This is a genomic window from Nocardia otitidiscaviarum, from assembly GCF_007362295.1.
Classification (GTDB): domain Bacteria; phylum Actinomycetota; class Actinomycetes; order Mycobacteriales; family Mycobacteriaceae; genus Nocardia; species Nocardia otitidiscaviarum.
Genome location: NZ_CP041695.1, coordinates 5,127,168 through 5,142,331, shown reverse-complemented (window position 1 = coordinate 5,142,331; position 15,164 = coordinate 5,127,168). Strand labels below are relative to the sequence as shown.

At 68.6% G+C, this 15,164-nt stretch carries 13 protein-coding genes; 8 read left to right on the top strand and 5 right to left on the bottom strand.

The features are described 5' to 3' along the window. Positions 1 to 31 precede the first annotated feature (31 nt). The 5 genes from FOH10_RS23010 (at position 32) to clpX (ending at position 5,179) form a co-directional block, all read left to right on the top strand. The gene (locus tag FOH10_RS23010; protein WP_143982278.1) at positions 32 to 598 is read left to right on the top strand and encodes an FKBP-type peptidyl-prolyl cis-trans isomerase; all 567 of its coding nucleotides are present in this window, start codon (positions 32 to 34) and stop codon (positions 596 to 598) included. 132 nt (positions 599 to 730) lie between these two features. Next, positions 731 to 2,125: a trigger factor gene (gene tig / locus FOH10_RS23005; RefSeq protein ID WP_143982277.1), complete on the top strand. Its 1,395-nt coding sequence runs from the start codon at positions 731 to 733 to the stop codon at positions 2,123 to 2,125. 188 nt (positions 2,126 to 2,313) lie between these two features. Then, the gene (locus FOH10_RS23000) at positions 2,314 to 2,895 is read left to right on the top strand and encodes an ATP-dependent Clp protease proteolytic subunit (RefSeq protein WP_029927067.1); all 582 of its coding nucleotides are present in this window, start codon (positions 2,314 to 2,316) and stop codon (positions 2,893 to 2,895) included. Between the two features lie 37 nt (positions 2,896 to 2,932). Beyond that, positions 2,933 to 3,610 carry an ATP-dependent Clp protease proteolytic subunit gene (locus FOH10_RS22995; protein ID WP_029927069.1) on the top strand — a complete coding sequence of 226 codons (678 nt, stop codon included), beginning with the start codon at positions 2,933 to 2,935 and terminating at the stop codon, positions 3,608 to 3,610. Between the two features lie 285 nt (positions 3,611 to 3,895). Then, on the top strand, positions 3,896 to 5,179 hold the full coding sequence (gene clpX / locus FOH10_RS22990) for an ATP-dependent Clp protease ATP-binding subunit ClpX (protein ID WP_143984274.1): 1,284 nt from the start codon (positions 3,896 to 3,898) through the stop codon (positions 5,177 to 5,179). A gap of 92 nt (positions 5,180 to 5,271) precedes the next feature. Here the strand turns inward: clpX and FOH10_RS22985 are convergent, their stop codons facing one another. The 5 genes from FOH10_RS22985 to FOH10_RS22965 form a co-directional block, all read right to left on the bottom strand. Continuing rightward, a complete protein-coding gene (locus FOH10_RS22985; RefSeq protein WP_143982276.1) occupies positions 5,272 to 5,847 on the bottom strand; it encodes a carboxymuconolactone decarboxylase family protein in 576 nt (191 codons plus the stop codon). A gap of 327 nt (positions 5,848 to 6,174) precedes the next feature. Further along, positions 6,175 to 6,744: a hypothetical protein gene (locus FOH10_RS22980; RefSeq protein WP_186000559.1), complete on the bottom strand. Its 570-nt coding sequence runs from the start codon at positions 6,742 to 6,744 to the stop codon at positions 6,175 to 6,177. Between the two features lie 90 nt (positions 6,745 to 6,834). Beyond that, positions 6,835 to 7,203 carry a nuclear transport factor 2 family protein gene (locus FOH10_RS22975; RefSeq protein ID WP_039811187.1) on the bottom strand — a complete coding sequence of 123 codons (369 nt, stop codon included), beginning with the start codon at positions 7,201 to 7,203 and terminating at the stop codon, positions 6,835 to 6,837. 74 nt (positions 7,204 to 7,277) lie between these two features. Further along, positions 7,278 to 8,114: a formate dehydrogenase accessory sulfurtransferase FdhD gene (gene fdhD / locus FOH10_RS22970; RefSeq protein WP_143982275.1), complete on the bottom strand. Its 837-nt coding sequence runs from the start codon at positions 8,112 to 8,114 to the stop codon at positions 7,278 to 7,280. Continuing rightward, on the bottom strand, positions 8,107 to 10,431 hold the full coding sequence (locus FOH10_RS22965; RefSeq protein WP_143982274.1) for an FdhF/YdeP family oxidoreductase: 2,325 nt from the start codon (positions 10,429 to 10,431) through the stop codon (positions 8,107 to 8,109). The genes fdhD and FOH10_RS22965 overlap by 8 nt, the downstream gene beginning before the upstream one ends. A gap of 1,099 nt (positions 10,432 to 11,530) precedes the next feature. On the opposite strand from FOH10_RS22965, the gene FOH10_RS22960 reads away from it, so the two are divergent. The 3 genes from FOH10_RS22960 to FOH10_RS22950 are packed head-to-tail and all read left to right on the top strand — an operon-like array spanning position 11,531 to position 15,146. Then, positions 11,531 to 12,013, top strand: coding sequence for a hypothetical protein (locus FOH10_RS22960; RefSeq protein WP_143982273.1), 483 nt, complete (start codon positions 11,531 to 11,533; stop codon positions 12,011 to 12,013). Continuing rightward, entirely contained in the window at positions 12,010 to 13,296 is a 1,287-nt protein-coding gene (locus FOH10_RS22955; protein WP_143982272.1) for a lamin tail domain-containing protein, read from the top strand. Before FOH10_RS22960 ends, FOH10_RS22955 begins: the two co-directional genes overlap by 4 nt. After that, positions 13,293 to 15,146, top strand: coding sequence for a serine/threonine-protein kinase (locus tag FOH10_RS22950; RefSeq protein ID WP_143982271.1), 1,854 nt, complete (start codon positions 13,293 to 13,295; stop codon positions 15,144 to 15,146). Before FOH10_RS22955 ends, FOH10_RS22950 begins: the two co-directional genes overlap by 4 nt. The last annotated feature ends 18 nt before the right edge of the window (positions 15,147 to 15,164 follow it).

Genomic DNA, 15,164 nt, shown 5'->3' with positions numbered 1-15,164 from the left:
GGGTGGCCGGATAGGCAGCGAGGAGATGCGGATGCGCGTGGTGGGCAGGATCGGGTCGATCGGCGTGGCGGCCTGCGCCGTGCTGGCGTTGGCGGGCTGTGGCGAGGACACGAGCAAGTCCGCCGACTCGACGACCACCGAGTCCACCAGCGTCGCGGCGCTGCCGCAGACCACCGCGTCCAAGGGTCGCGAATGCACCGCCGAGGACATCGGCGTCACCGGCGGGTTCGGCGAGGCTCCCGAGATCACCATTCCGGACGACTGCGATCCGCCGACACAGCTCGTCGTGAAGGATCTGGTGGTCGGCGACGGCCCGGCCGCCAAGGCGGGCGATCAGCTGACCATGAACTACACGCTCGTCACCTGGTCGGACAAGAAGAAGCTGGACAGTTCCTTCGACCGCGGTGAGACCTTCCCGCTGACCCTGGGGCAGGGCATGGTCATCGAGGGCTGGGACACCGGCCTGGAGGGCGTCACCGAGGGCAGCCGCCGCCTGCTGATCGTCCCGCCGGATCTGGGCTACGGCTCCAGCAGTCGCGGCGGCATGAAGCCGAACGAGACCCTGGTCTTCGTGACCGATGCCGTGAAAGTGGGCTAGCGAACGCCGTCGCGGCCCCTACGCAGCCGATTGCACCGCTCGAACCCCCGTCGACTACCCTGGTCGGGATGCCTACGGGGGGGACCGAGCCGTCAATACGAACGAACGAACCAACGAACAAGGAGCATGTCCGTGAAGAGCACCGTCGAGCAGCTGAGCCCGACCCGGGTCCGGATCAATGTCGAGGTGCCCTTCGAGGAGCTGAAGCCGGACTTCGACAAGGCGTACAAGGCGCTGGCGTCGCAGGTCCGCATCCCCGGCTTCCGTCCGGGTAAGGCCCCGGCCAAGCTCCTCGAGGCCCGTCTCGGCCGCGGCGCGGTGCTGGAGCAGGTCGTCAACGACGTGCTGCCCAAGCGCTACAGCGAGGCCGTCATGACCTCCGAGGTGAAGGTCATCGGCCAGCCCGAGATCGAGATCACCAAGATCGAGGACGGCCAGGAGCTGGCGTTCACCGCCGAGGTCGACGTGCGTCCCGAGATCACCCTGCCCGACTTCGCGAGCCTGTCGGTCACCGTCGACCCGATCGAGGTCGCCGACGAGGACGTGGAGAAGCAGTTGGACTCGCTGCGCCAGCGCTTCGGCACCCTGACCTCGGTCGAGCGCGCCATCGAGAACGGCGACTTCGTCTCCATCGACCTGTCCGCCACCGTCGACGGCGAGGAGGTCGAGGAGGCCTCGACCACCGGCCTGTCGCACGAGGTCGGCTCCGGCCAGCTGATCGAGGGCCTGGACGAGACCCTGATCGGCCTGAAGGCGGAGGAGTCCAAGGAGTTCACCTCCAAGCTGGTCGCCGGTGAGCACGCGGGCAAGGACGCCGTCATCACCGTCAAGGTGAACTCGGTCAAGGAGCGCGAGCTGCCCGCCGCCGACGACGAGTTCGCCCAGATGGCAAGCGAATTCGACACTATCGACGAGCTGAAGGCCGATCTGGTCAAGCGCGTCGAGCAGTCCAAGAAGGTGCAGCAGGCGGGCGAGATCCGCGACAAGGTGCTCGACGCCCTGCTGGCGGCCACCGAGGTGCCGCTGCCGGAGAAGGTCGTCCAGGCCGAGATCGACGCCGTGCTGCACGACGCCGTGCACGGCTTCGACCACGACGAGGCCAAGCTGGCCGAGGCGCTGGAGGCGCAGGGCTCCTCCCGCGAGGAGTTCGACAAGGACACCAAGGAGGCGGCCGAGAAGTCGGTCAAGACCCAGCTGGTGCTCGATGTCGTCGCCGAGCAGGAGAACACCCAGGTCGGCCAGGACGAGCTGACCGAGCGGATCATCTTCCAGGCGCAGCGCTACGGCATGTCGCCCGACCAGTTCATCCAGCAGGTGCAGCAGGCGGGCCAGCTCGGCGCGATCTTCGCCGACGTGCGCCGGGGCAAGGCCCTGGCCGGTGTGGTCACCGCCGCGACCGTCACCGACACCGCGGGCAACACCGTGGACACCGCCGAGATGTTCGGCGCTCCGGCCGAAGAGGCCGAGGAAGTCTCCGCCCAGGAACTCGCCGAGGTGGCCGACGCCGCCGAGGCCGAGGCCAAGTAGACGAGGCCGGGTAAATACGGCACTACGGCGCGTGTAGGTTTTGCGCTGTGAGCGAAGCAGGGCGGTACCGGGAGTTCGGTGCCGCCCTGCTTCGTTAGGGTTTGTGTCAGCGAATCAGTAGGGCTTGGTGGGACCAGGCCGGTGAGAGAGGGCAGGTATCCGTGACAATCAATCAGGCAGGGGTGCAGATGACGTCGCCGACTGCGGGTCTCAACCTCAGTGATTCGGTGTACGAGCGGTTGCTGCGTGAGCGCATCATCTTCCTGGGCAGCCAGGTCGACGACGACATCGCCAACAAGCTCTGCGCCCAGATCCTCCTGCTGTCGGCGGAAGACCCGACCCGGGACATCTCGCTGTACATCAACTCGCCGGGTGGCTCGGTGACCGCGGGTATGGCGATCTACGACACCATGCAGTTCGCGGAGTGCGACATCCGTACGGTCGCCATGGGTCTGGCCGCCTCCATGGGCCAGTTCCTGCTGGCCGCGGGCACCAAGGGCAAGCGCTACGCACTGCCGCACTCGCGGATCATGATGCACCAGCCGTCGGCCGGTATCGGCGGTTCCGCGGCCGATATCGCCATTCAGGCCGAGCAGTTCGCCTACACCAAGCGCGAATTGAACGAGTTGCAGGCGCAGCACACCGGTAAGTCGGTGGAGCAGGTCACCGCCGACGCCGACCGCGACCGCTGGTTCACGCCGAACGAGGCGCTCGACTACGGCTTCATCGATCACGTGATCACCCACTCGCGTCAGGCGAACGGCAACTAGTCCGCAGCCCACCCACTCAGACCTCTTGGAGACATCTATGTCGAACATGTTCGATCCGCGGGCCGCGGGCATCACTTTCGCCGCCGCGGGCTCCAGCCTGCCGCAGGCCCGCTACATCCTGCCGTCCTACACCGAGCAGACCAGCTTCGGCGTCAAGGAGACCAACCCGTACACCAAGCTGTTCGAGGAGCGCATCATCTTCCTCGGCGCGCCCATCGACGACACGTCGGCCAACGACATCATGGCGCAGCTGCTGGTGCTGGAGTCGCTGGATCCCGACCGCGACATCACCATGTACATCAACTCGCCCGGCGGCTCGCCGGTGTCGCTGATGGCCATCTACGACACCATGCAGTACGTGCGTGCCGATGTGGCCACCGTGTGCCTGGGCCAGGCGGCCTCGGCGGCGGCGGTGCTGCTGGCCGCGGGCGCGCCCGGCAAGCGTGCCGCGCTGCCCAACGCGCGCGTGCTCATCCACCAGCCCTACACCCAGGGCGGCTTCCAGGGTCAGGTCTCCGACCTGGAGATCCAGGCCGCGGAGATCGAGCGCACGCGCTCGCTGCTGGACACCATCCTCGCCCGCCACACGGGCAAGGAGGCCGAGATCATCCGCCGCGACACCGACCGCGACAAGATCCTCACCGCCGACGAGGCGAAGGACTACGGAATCGTCGACACGGTGTTCGAATACCGCAAGCTCAGCGCGCAGCGGTAGACGTTTCTGCGGTGGCGGAGCGGGTGCGGCTCCGCCACCCGGCAGGGGTGAGTCCACGCACATGTCCGGTGAGAAACGTGCTCAAGTTATCGACCTCGGTCGCGAATAGCGGGTACGGTCACTCTAGGGACCTTTGCTCGTGGTTGTCGGCTCTGCCGAACCGCTCACATCTGAAGGCGGTAAGCGAATTGCCGCTCCGGGGTGAGGGCATACGCTGGATAGGTGGCAGGCTCCGGCAGCCGAGACAGACGGTTGCACGCGGACAAGGAAGTAGGGACCCAGGAGATGGCGCGCATCGGTGATGGCGGCGATCTGCTCAAGTGCTCGTTCTGTGGGAAGAGCCAGAAGCAGGTCAAGAAGCTCATTGCGGGACCGGGGGTGTACATCTGCGACGAGTGCATCGATCTGTGCAATGAGATCATCGAGGAGGAACTCGCCGAATCGAGCGAGGTCAAACTCGACGAGCTCCCGAAGCCCACGGAGATCCGGGACTTCCTCGAGCAGTACGTGATCGGGCAGGATTCCGCCAAGCGCAATCTCGCCGTGGCCGTGTACAACCACTACAAGCGGATCCAGGCGGGCGACAAGGGCCGCGACCCCCGGGGTGAACCGGTCGAGTTGGCCAAGTCGAACATCCTCATGCTGGGCCCGACCGGCTGCGGCAAGACCTATCTGGCGCAGACGCTGGCCAAGATGCTGAACGTGCCGTTCGCCATCGCCGACGCCACCGCGCTCACCGAGGCCGGATACGTCGGCGAGGATGTCGAGAACATCCTGCTGAAGCTCATCCAGGCCGCCGACTACGACGTGAAGCGCGCCGAGACGGGCATCATCTACATCGACGAGGTCGACAAGATCGCCCGCAAGTCGGAGAACCCCTCCATCACCCGCGACGTGTCGGGCGAGGGTGTGCAGCAGGCGCTGCTGAAGATTCTCGAGGGCACGCAGGCGTCGGTACCGCCGCAGGGCGGGCGCAAGCATCCGCATCAGGAATTCATCCAGATCGACACCACCAATGTGCTGTTCATCGTGGCGGGTGCGTTCGCGGGGCTGGAGAAGATCGTTCAGGATCGAATCGGCAAGCGTGGTATCGGATTCGGTGCCGAGGTGCGCTCCAAGGCCGAGGTCGATACCACCGATCACTTCGCCGAGGTGATGCCGGAGGATCTGATCAAGTTCGGTCTCATCCCGGAATTCATCGGCCGTCTGCCCGTGGTCGCGTCGGTCACCAACCTGGACAAGGAATCGCTGGTCCGGATTCTGGCGGAGCCGAAGAACGCGCTCGTCAAGCAGTACGTGCGGCTGTTCGAAATGGACGGCGTGGACCTGGAATTCACCCAGGACGCCCTGGAAGCCGTTGCCGACCAGGCGATTCTGCGCGGTACCGGCGCCCGTGGCCTGCGCGCCATCATGGAGGAAGTCCTCCTGCCGACCATGTACGACATCCCCAGCCGCGATGACGTGGCCAAGGTCGTCGTCACCGCCGACACCGTCAACGACAATGTGCTGCCGACCATCGTGCCGCGCAAGCGCCAGCAGGGTCCGGAGCGCCGCGAGAAGTCGGCGTAGGACGCCTCGGTTCCTCCCCGGATCCCCGACAACCACCGGTGGCCCCGCGATCGTCGCGGGGCCACCGTGCTGTGTACGGCCGGGGCCGAAGGTCAGTCCTGGGCCCACGGGACGCGGCACGCGTCCCGGCTGAACCCCTGGTCGGTGATGCCCAGTGCGTGATATGTGCGGGAGCGTGAGTTCTCCAGCGCGATCTGGTAGGTCAACTCCATGACACCCGCTGTCCCGAAACGTCCCTTCAGGTCCGTGACCTGCTCGTCGGTGACGGTGGGCGGGGTGGCGGTCATGGCGTCGGCGTAGGCGATGGCCGCGCGCTCGTCCGCGCTGTAGTGCGGGGAGGTCGCGAACTCGTCGATGTGCTGGAGCTTGTCGATATCCAGATCGGAATGCTTCATGAGCATGGTGCCGAAATCCACGCACCAGGAGCAGCCGACGGTCGACGCCACCCGGAAGACCGCGATCTCGCGGACGGCGGCGGGCAGTTGCGTGGACGCCTTCTCCACCATCGTCTCGTGCACGCCCGCGGCCCGCATCAGCTTCGGATGGTTCGCCAGTACCGCGAACGGTTCCGGCACCTCGCCGAAGCGGCGCTTGCTGTACCGGTAGGCGATGCGCGTGAGCAGACCGGCCTGCTGCGGCGTGACGGTGGGAATTCGGGTGCTACCCATGACGGCCTCCTTCGATCCGTGGGATGGTGCTGTCCCTTGGACGAGGTGGACCCGCCGAACGTGACGGGTCGCCGCGGGTGACTCGGCTCACGGTGTCACGAGGTTGGTGGCAGAAGCTCCATCATGGGTCTCCTGTCGGTCGGAATCGGTGACGATCGGGGGAGCGATCGCGCCCGTTTCGAGAATCGCCGTTGACTCTCCTGGTTCGCCTTTGAACCTTCATTCCTGCTTCGGAAATCGGCGCTCGCGCTACACCTGTTACGACGGTGCGGCAGGAGAGAATTCATCGCATCCGACGCGAGTTTCCGACGAGATGCGCGGGGCCGGTCAGCGCGGCGGGCGGGTGCCCTGGCCGCGGGTGTGCCGGGTGCTGCGCCGCTGTGGAAAACGCAGGGTGAAGGGGGCGGGCTCGGGCACCGGATGGCGTTCGCGCGGGGCCACGAACACGCAGGCCACGCCGAGCGCGGGAATCAGGATCAGGGAGACGGCGCTGAGTACCGCGCTGACGCCGCTCAGTTCATCGGGCCAGTGGGTGAGGTGATACAGCAGATGCGGCAGACCGAATACCGCCCAGGCCACCCCCGCCACCCGCGCGACCATGCTGTCCATCAGATACAGCGCGGCCAGCGCCACCACGGCCAGCGCGAGGAAGAACGCGCCCACATCGGCGGCCAGATGATGGTTGTACGGCCCGTCCACGCTCACCCAGCGCATTCCGAAACCCGGGAAGCTGTCGTACCAGGAACGGGGGGCCAGCACCGCCCACAGGCCGGTCAGCAGCCCGATGCCGGCCAGGATCCCCAGCATGATGCGCAGGGCCAGCCACCGACGGCGATTCACGTCCAAGCGCATGCGCACCCGGAGTCCGTCCCCGGTGCCGCGCAACGAGATTCGCATCGTGCCCTCCCGCCCCAGGCCGAATCGGTAGCGATGCTGATCACGGTAATTCGGTGGGCGGGAGGGGGCAAGGGGTGTCAGGTCTCGGATCTATTCCATGACCATGTCGTCGGGTCCCCAGTAGGCGCGCATGGCGACGATCTTGCCCGCGTCGTCGAATTCCATGGTGTCGATGGCCGACAGCGTCATCCGCTTGTCGCCGTAGACGGCGGTGAGGGTGAAGGAGGCCGCGGCACAGTTGCCGGCGACCCGGACGGCGTGCAGTTCGGTACTGCGCTGATCGGCGCTGTCGAGTGCGGCGTAGAGCTCGCGGATGGCGTCGTGGCCCACCCGGGTCGGGGTGCCGATCGGGTCCTCGACGGTGGCCTCGGGTGCGTAGAGGGCGATGATGTCGTCGGTGGGTCCGGTGGCGACCAGCTTCAGATACTGTTCGACCACGTCGCGGGGCTGCGCTGCCATGAGAACTCCCAGGAAAGTGGAACGTGTTCTAGGTTCGTACTGTAGGTCGCAGCGTAGCAGTGCGGCGGCGGCGATCACACCGTCCGGCTCGATGAGTGAACATCGTCGATGCGCTCGATTCCGGTGTAGACGTTCATCGAGTCACCACGCAGGAATCCGACCAGGGTCAGCCCGGCGTCCTCGGCCATGTCCACCGCCAGGGAACTGGGGGCCGACACCGCGCACAGCAGCGGGATGCCCGCCATGGCGGCCTTCTGCACCAGCTCGAAGGAGGCGCGCCCGCTCACCATGAGCACCAGATCGTGTGCGGGCAGCCGGTTCTCGCGCAGCGCCCAGCCGATCACCTTGTCCACGGCATTGTGGCGGCCCACATCCTCGCGCACGGCCAGCGCGGTGCCGTCGGCGGTGAACAGACCGGCCGCGTGCAGGCCGCCGGTGGCGTCGAAAACCGTCTGCCGGGAACGCAGTTCGCCGGGCAGGGTGGTGAGCACGGTGGTCTTCACCGAAAGGCCCGCGGCGGGAATCGGGAACGGCAGCCGGGTGCGCACCTCGTCGAGCGCCGTCTTGCCGCAGAGGCCGCACGAGCTGTTGGTGAGGAAGTTGCGCGGCCGCGCCGGAACCGGGTGGCGCAGGCGGATATCGAGCACATTGTAGGTATTGCGGCCGTCGGAGTCGGTGCCCGCGCAGTAGCGGGCGGTGACGATGTCGGCGGCGGCGGTGATCAGGCCCTCGCTGAACAGGAAACCGTGCACCAGGTCGATATCCGCGCCCGGGGTGCGCATGGTGACCGTCAGCGACCGGCCGTCGACGCGGATCTCCAGCGGTTCCTCCACGACCACGGAGTCCGGACGCCGCACCACCCCGGTGGGGGAGATGCGCACGGTCTTGCGGCGGGCGGTGACTCTACTCATGCGGGTGCCGATGGCGTTCGAGTCGAATCGTGATCGCCTTGGAGACCGGGGTATTGGACCGCCGGGCGACATGGTCGAGCGGGACGAGCGGATTGGTTTCGGGATAGTAGGCCGCCGCGTTGCCGCGCGGAGTGGAGTAGGCGACCAGGCGGAAACCGGATACGCGACGTTCCTGCGGCGCGGCATCGGGTGTCGCGGGGTCGGTCCATTCGGAGACGAGGTCCACGAGTTCATCCTCGACGAAACCGAGAGCGGCGATGTCCTCGGCATTGAGCAGGACGACCTTGCGGCCGTTGTGGATACCACGATAGCGGTCGTCGAGGCCGTAGATGGTGGTGTTGTACTGATCGTGGCTGCGCAGCGTCTGCAGGATGAGGCGGCCCTCGGGGACGGGCAGCCAGTGCAGGGCGTTGGTCGCGAAATTGGCCTTACCCGTCGCGGTCCGGAACTCGCGGGCGTCACGAGGTGGATGTGGGAGCTGGAAGCCATTGCGGCCCCGAACTTTTCGATTGTAGTCGGCGCAGCCGGGCACCACCCGGGCGATGGCGTCGCGAATGTGGTTGTAGTCGCGCCGGAACTGCTCCCACGGCACCGGATGCTCGGGGCCGAACAACTCCCGCGCGAGTTCGCACACGATGGCGACCTCGCTGCGCAGGTGCTCGCTCACCGGCTTCAGGCGGCCGGTGGACAGGTGCACCATGGACATGGAGTCCTCCACCGAAACCTGTTGGCGCTTACCGTCCTGCAGGTCGTCGTCGGTGCGGCCCAGGGTGGGCAGGATCAGCGCGGTCCGGCCGTGCACCACATGGCTGCGGTTGAGTTTCGTGGAAACCTGCACGGTGAGCTCGCAAGTGCGCAGCGCCGCCTCGGTGACCTCCGTATCGGGGGTGGCGGAGGCGAAATTTCCGCCCATGCCGACGAAGACCTTCGCCCTGCCGTCGCGCATGGCGCGAATGGCCGCCACCGTATCCCAGCCGTGCCGGCGCGGGCTGGTGATGCCGAATTCGGCGTCCAGCGCCGCCAGGAAGGTCTCCGGCATCTGCTCCCAGATGCCCATGGTGCGATCGCCCTGCACATTGGAGTGACCGCGCACCGGGCAGACGCCCGCGCCCGGCTTGCCGATCATGCCGCGCAACAGCAGCAGATTGGTGGCCTCCTCGATGGTGGCGACACCGTGCACCTGCTGGGTGAGGCCCATGGCCCAGCAGACGATGGTGGCCTTCGACTCGGCCAGCAGGCGGGCCGTGCGTTCCAGCTGCTCGCGGGTGAGACCGGTGGCCTGCTCCACCACGCCCAGATCGACGGCGCGCATATGCTTCTCGTATTCCGCGAAGCCCGCCGTATGGGCGTCCACGAAGGCGCGGTCGACCACGGTGCCCGGCGCGCGATCCTCGGCCTCGAACAGCAGCTTGCCCAGGCCCTGGAACAACGCCATATCGCCGCCGAGCCGGATCTGCAGGAAGTCGTCGGCGATCTCGACGCCGGTGGTGAAGCCCTTGACCGTCTGTGGGTCGCGGAAGCCGATGAGACCGGTCTCCGGCAGCGGGTTCACCGCGATGATCCGCGCGCCGTGGGCCTTGGCCTCCGCGAGCGAGGACAGCATGCGGGGATGGTTGGTGCCGGGATTCTGCCCGGCGATCAGGATCAGGTCGGCGTGGGCGAAATCGTCGATGGTGACCGAACCCTTGCCGATGCCGATGGACGAGGTGAGCGCAGCGCCCGAGGACTCGTGGCACATGTTCGAGCAGTCCGGCAGATTGTTGGTGCCGAGGCTGCGGGCCAGCAGCTGGTACAGGAACGCCGTCTCGTTGGAGGTGCGGCCGGAGGTATAGAAGACCGCCTCGTCCGGGGTGGACAGACCGCGCAGGGTGTCGGCGATGAGACGGTAGGCGTCGTCCCAGGAGATGGGGGAGTAGTGCTCGTCGCCGGGGCGCAGCACCATGGGCTCGGTGATGCGGCCCTGCTGGCCCAGCCAGTAGCCGGACTTCTCGGCGAGGTCGCGCACGGGGTGCTCGGCGAAGAACGCCGGGGTGACGGTGCGCAGTGTCGCCTCCTCGGCAACCGCCTTCGCGCCGTTCTCGCAGAATTCCGCCACCCGGCGCGTGCCCGTGGGGTCCGGCCACGCACAGCTCGGACAGTCGAATCCGTGGCGCTGGTTCAGGCGGGACAGGGTGCGGGCGGTGCGGACCACCCCCATCTCCTCGACCGCGCGCTCCAATGCCACGCTCACCGCCCGCACGCCCGCCGCCTGCGTCTTCGGCGGGCTGACGGTCAGTTCGGCCTCATCGATGTCCTGTTTCGGCGCGGCGCGATGCATGCGGCCATTGTCCTCTTCCGCGCGGGCGACGCCCGAATCGGGGGCTTCGGCGTGCCGGGGCGCATGAACACTCGGGTGTCGCGGCGCGATATACGACCGAGTGGGGTAGTCGGCTACCCGTGCTCGGATGCCCGTATCTCCCTAGTGTCTTCTCCTGGCGGCATTGCCAGTGCGTAACGCCTGGGTGAGACCGTTCCGCGCACGCCGACCGGGCCTTACCATCGAACGAGCGAGGTCACGTCCGATGAAGACATCCGTAGCTGTCGGATCGCGTGCCGGCGCCGGGCGTCGGCCGGTGAAATGCATACGTGGAGGGGGGTTTCGGCGCTCCCTCGCACTCCTCGCCGCCTGGCTCACCGTCTTGGCCGCTGCGGCGCTGCCGCCCACGGCGAGCGCGGAACCCGGGGCGTCGCCAACGATTTCGCCTGCGCCACAACAGCCTGCGCCACCACAGAGCGTCACCACCGGTCAGCAACCCCCGGTGCCGGATGGCAGCGGAACCCGGGACGGGGTACCGCAGGACCCGCAACCACAGCAGGAGCCGGAACCACAACCGGAGCCGCAACCACAACCGGAGCCGGACCCCCAGCCCCAACCGGAGCCCCAGCAACCGGACTGCCAGGTCGGGCGCTCGACCCCGAATTGTCCTGGCTCCGAGCCGGAATGCGAGCCGGGCTCGGCGGCCTGCGGAACCGACCCCCCGGGCGGGAGAGACCCCGCCTGCGCACCGGGAACGCCGACATGCGGGACGAACCCGGATGGCACCGCCGATCCCGGGTGCCCGCGAGGGGTTCCGAAATGCGAGACGGATCCGGGTGGTTCGACGGGTCCTGGGTGTGAGTCGGGGACGTCGGGGTGTGGGACCGATCCGGGTGGTTCGACGGGTCCTGGATGTGAGCCGGGGACGGCCGGATGTGGGACCGATCCCGGTGGCACGCCGGACCCCGGCGGGACCACCGATCCGGGTACGACGGGTCCCGGCACGACCGATCCCGGTGGCACGGACCCGGGGTCGAATCCGGGTGGGACCGATTCCGAGGGAACAAGTCCCGGCGGAGCGAATCCCGGGGGAACGAACCCCGGCGGTGGTAGTCCCGGTGTGACGCCCGACCGGCGGCCGAATCCGCAAGCGCCGGAAGCGCAACCGGACGAGCCACTGCCCGGGAGCGAGACACCGCTGCCGAGCGAACCGGATACGGGTCCGGCGACACCCGCCGGTTCCGGTCTCGCGGTCGAGCCACCGGCGGTAGCGCCGGGCGGCGAGGTCACGGTGACCGGGCACGGCTGTGATCCCGGCGCACCCGTGCGGCTGTCGATCGGCGACGGGCCGGTCGGGGACACCACCGCCGGCGCGGATGGCGGATTCGATGTGCGGCTGTCCACCGGGGATACCGATATCGGCCACCACCGGGTGACCGCGGACTGCGGGCGCACCCTCGCCGGGCCGCTGGACATCGTGCTGGTCAGTCGGGTCGGCGGGGCCACCTCCACCGCTACCGTCCTGCTGTTCTTCCTGCTCATCGGCGGCTGGTACTACGGCCACCGCCTGGTATCCCATCTGCCTGCCCGGAGGCCGCGATGAGTGCCCATGACACCGAACCGATGCCCCCGGCCCCGCGTGCGGTCCGACCCGCACCCCGCGGCCCGGCTACGCGCCTCGCCGCGCTGGCCATGATCGTGGTGCTGCTCGTACTGGGCGGGGCCGGGCTCGCGGCGGCGGCAGACGGGGTCGATGCCACCGCCACGCTGGACGGGCGGCCGCTGGCCGGGGCGAACGCGAGTGATCCGGTGCGGTTCGATCCGCATCGACCGGCGCAGATCGTCGTCGAATTGACCAATGGCACCGGTGCACCCGTGACCGTGCGGAGGGTCGATCTCACCGGCCATGTGCTCGGGCTCAACTTCTTCTCCTATTCGACCGCGGTCGAGATGACCGTCGCCGCGGGCGACACCGAGACGCTGACCTACCGGCTCGACCCCGCCGGACTGGACGGGCAGGCGACCGGGCTGATCGGCACGACCATCACTGTCATCGGCGGTGACGGCGAACCGGTCGCCACCGTGAGCACGGTCGTCGACGTGCGCGGGTCCCTGTTCTCGGTCTACGGGCTGTTCGGCATCGTCCTGGCGGTCCTCACCGCTCTCGCCATCGCCGACGCCGCGCTCACGGTGGCCCGCCACCGCCTCTCGGCCAACCGCTGGCAGCGCGGCCTGCGCCTGCTCGCTCCCGGTGTCGGCGTCGCCCTCATGATCGGTTTCACCGCTTCGGTGGCGCGCTGGTGGGTGCCCGCCACCCCACTCTGGCTGGCGCTGGCCGGGGCCACCGCCACGGTGTTCTTCCTGACCGGCTACTTCTCGCCGACTCCCGAACAACCCGACGATCTGGATCTCGACCCGGCCGACCTCGCCGCGGCACGCGAACTCGACGCCCACGGGTACGGCACCGTGGAGCCGGTCGGCCACGCGCAGCCCTTCGGTCCGTCGGTGTCCGCTGATTCCGCGGTCGGCGGTGCCGACGCTCGCCGCCGCACCGGCCCGCGGCCGAGTTGGTACGACCCGTCCGAAGAGCCGACCGTCAGCGTGCGGTCGCCGCACGGGCGGGGGCCGGGAGGAACACTGCACGACGTCGGGGGAACACTGCCCGAGCTGCCCGGGCCGAACCGTGCGGACATGGCCGCCAGCACTACCGAAGTGGCAGGCCGGACGGCATGGAGAACCGATGAGACGACGGTGGGAGCCGAGCCCGATCCAGGTGTGGGTCGGCGCGAACCGGCCGTGGTGACCGATCCGGACTCGACCGCGACCGTGCGCCGGGGACTGTCGGGTGACGTGGCGGGCTCCTCCGGGCAGGGGGACGGGCGATGAGCGTTCGGGATCTGACCGGGGAGGACACCGATCGGGTGCGGGCCGCGCTGCCCGGATACGTGATCGACGGTCAGGTCGGGCGCGGTGGGTGCGGGGTGGTGCTGGCCGGGACACATCGCGGATTGGGGCGGCGGGTCGCGATCAAACAGATTCCGCCGCAGTTCGCGCACGATGCGCAGGTGCGGCGGCGGTTCGTGGGCGAGGCGCGGCTCATGGCGGCCATCGACCATCCGCATGTGGTGCCGGTGTACGACTTCATCGAGCGTGCGGACCTGTGCCTGCTCGTCATGGAGTATCTGCCCGGCGGCACGGTCGAGAGTCGGTTCGCCACCGACGGTTTCGACGCCGCGGCGGCCGTGGCGGTGGCGCTGTCGTGTGCGGCGGGACTGGAGGCGGCGCATCGGCACGGCATTCTGCACCGCGATGTGAAGCCGTCGAATCTCATGTTCTCCCGGCGTGGTGCGCTCAAGCTCACCGACTTCGGTATCGCCAAGATCGTCGGCGGCGACGAGACACTGGTGACCCGCGCCGGGGAGATCATCGGCACACCGTCCTATATCGCGCCGGAACAGGTGCGTGGCCAGCAGCTCTCACCCGCCACCGACGTGTATGCCCTGTCCACCATGCTCTACCAGCTGCTGTCGGGTGTGCTGCCGTTCCCGCCCGACAGCGACCAGTTGGCGATGCTCTTCGCACACGCCTACGGCGAACCCGCACCCCTGCTCGACGTCGCCCCCGGCGTCCCGGAACCCATTGCCGACGTGGTCATGCGCGGGCTCACCCCCGACCCCGACCACCGTTTCGCCACCGCCGAATCCTTCGGCATCGCCCTCGCCGCCCCGGCCGCCCTGTGCTGGGGCGTGAATTGGCTGCCCCCCGTGGGCATTCCGGTGATCGGCGCGGACACCATTGTCGCGGCGGCCACCGGCGGCCGGTGGTCGCAGGGCCCGCAGACCGGTTACGTCCCGCGCGATCCCCTGCCGGTACGGCGGAGTATGCCGACCGCGCGCATGCTGCCGCGAGAACCCGTGGCGCGGACGGGGGCTCGACTGGTCGATGTGGAGCGTGCCGATCTGATACCCGTGCAGCGGGTCGTACACCTGTCGTCGCCACGGGTGCCGCTGCTGGTGGCCGGGGTACTGGCCATGCTGACGGTGGGTGTGGCGGTGCTCGGTCTCGGACCGGGGCCGAATCGGGACCTCCCGGCGCTGGACACCATTCGCGTCGGCGGGGTGGATGTGGCCGCCGGGGAACCGATCGAGATCGATCTGTCGCGACCGGTGCCGATCAGCGTCACGGGCACCGACGCCGATGCCGCGACACTCGCGGTCGTCGTGCTCGGCACCGCCACCGGCGGGACCGCCACACCCCTGTCGGCGGGGCCGAGTGGGGCGAGCGCCGAGGTGCCCGCGCCGGTGCACCGGTACGTCATCGCCGGTGACCTCACCGCGCGACTGACGCTCTCCCGCGCTGGAATCGAAACGGCCACCTACGATTTCGGTGTTCGCACCACCCAGTCGCCGTACCCGACCGCCGCCGCCGTCGGCACACTGCTGCTCGCACTGTTCGCCGGGGCGTACGCGGAGTCCAATGCCCGCGCCCTGCGCGCGGGCGGCGCGCGGTTCGCGGCCGCCGTCGGTCTCACCCTCTCCTGCGCCCTGCTGGCGGTGGCGGCCGTCGGCGCGGTCTGGGTGCTGCTCGGATCCGAACCGGCCCGCACCACCGTGATCGGCTGTGCCGTACTCGGCGCCGCCACCGGAAGCGCGGCGGCCGTGGCGTGCCGCCGACTCGGCCGCCGTCGCCGCTACCTGCGCATCACCAGGCTGCGGGACCTGTTGCGGGAGCCCTGATTCGGAAGAGGAGAGCGG

What these genes read in the sequence shown, in the direction of transcription:
- clpX (WP_143984274.1), top strand. Translation starts at nt 3,896, where the DNA reads ATGGCGCGCATCGGTGATGGCGGCGATCTGCTCAAGTGCTCGTTCTGT.
- FOH10_RS23000 (WP_029927067.1), top strand. Translation starts at nt 2,314, where the DNA reads ATGACGTCGCCGACTGCGGGTCTCAACCTCAGTGATTCGGTGTACGAG.
- fdhD (WP_143982275.1), bottom strand. Translation starts at nt 8,114, where the DNA reads ATGAGTAGAGTCACCGCCCGCCGCAAGACCGTGCGCATCTCCCCCACC.
- FOH10_RS22985 (WP_143982276.1), bottom strand. Translation starts at nt 5,847, where the DNA reads ATGGGTAGCACCCGAATTCCCACCGTCACGCCGCAGCAGGCCGGTCTG.
- FOH10_RS22995 (WP_029927069.1), top strand. Translation starts at nt 2,933, where the DNA reads ATGTCGAACATGTTCGATCCGCGGGCCGCGGGCATCACTTTCGCCGCC.
- FOH10_RS22955 (WP_143982272.1), top strand. Translation starts at nt 12,010, where the DNA reads ATGAGTGCCCATGACACCGAACCGATGCCCCCGGCCCCGCGTGCGGTC.
- FOH10_RS22965 (WP_143982274.1), bottom strand. Translation starts at nt 10,431, where the DNA reads ATGCATCGCGCCGCGCCGAAACAGGACATCGATGAGGCCGAACTGACC.
- FOH10_RS22975 (WP_039811187.1), bottom strand. Translation starts at nt 7,203, where the DNA reads ATGGCAGCGCAGCCCCGCGACGTGGTCGAACAGTATCTGAAGCTGGTC.
- FOH10_RS22980 (WP_186000559.1), bottom strand. Translation starts at nt 6,744, where the DNA reads ATGCGAATCTCGTTGCGCGGCACCGGGGACGGACTCCGGGTGCGCATG.
- FOH10_RS22950 (WP_143982271.1), top strand. Translation starts at nt 13,293, where the DNA reads ATGAGCGTTCGGGATCTGACCGGGGAGGACACCGATCGGGTGCGGGCC.
- FOH10_RS23010 (WP_143982278.1), top strand. Translation starts at nt 32, where the DNA reads ATGCGCGTGGTGGGCAGGATCGGGTCGATCGGCGTGGCGGCCTGCGCC.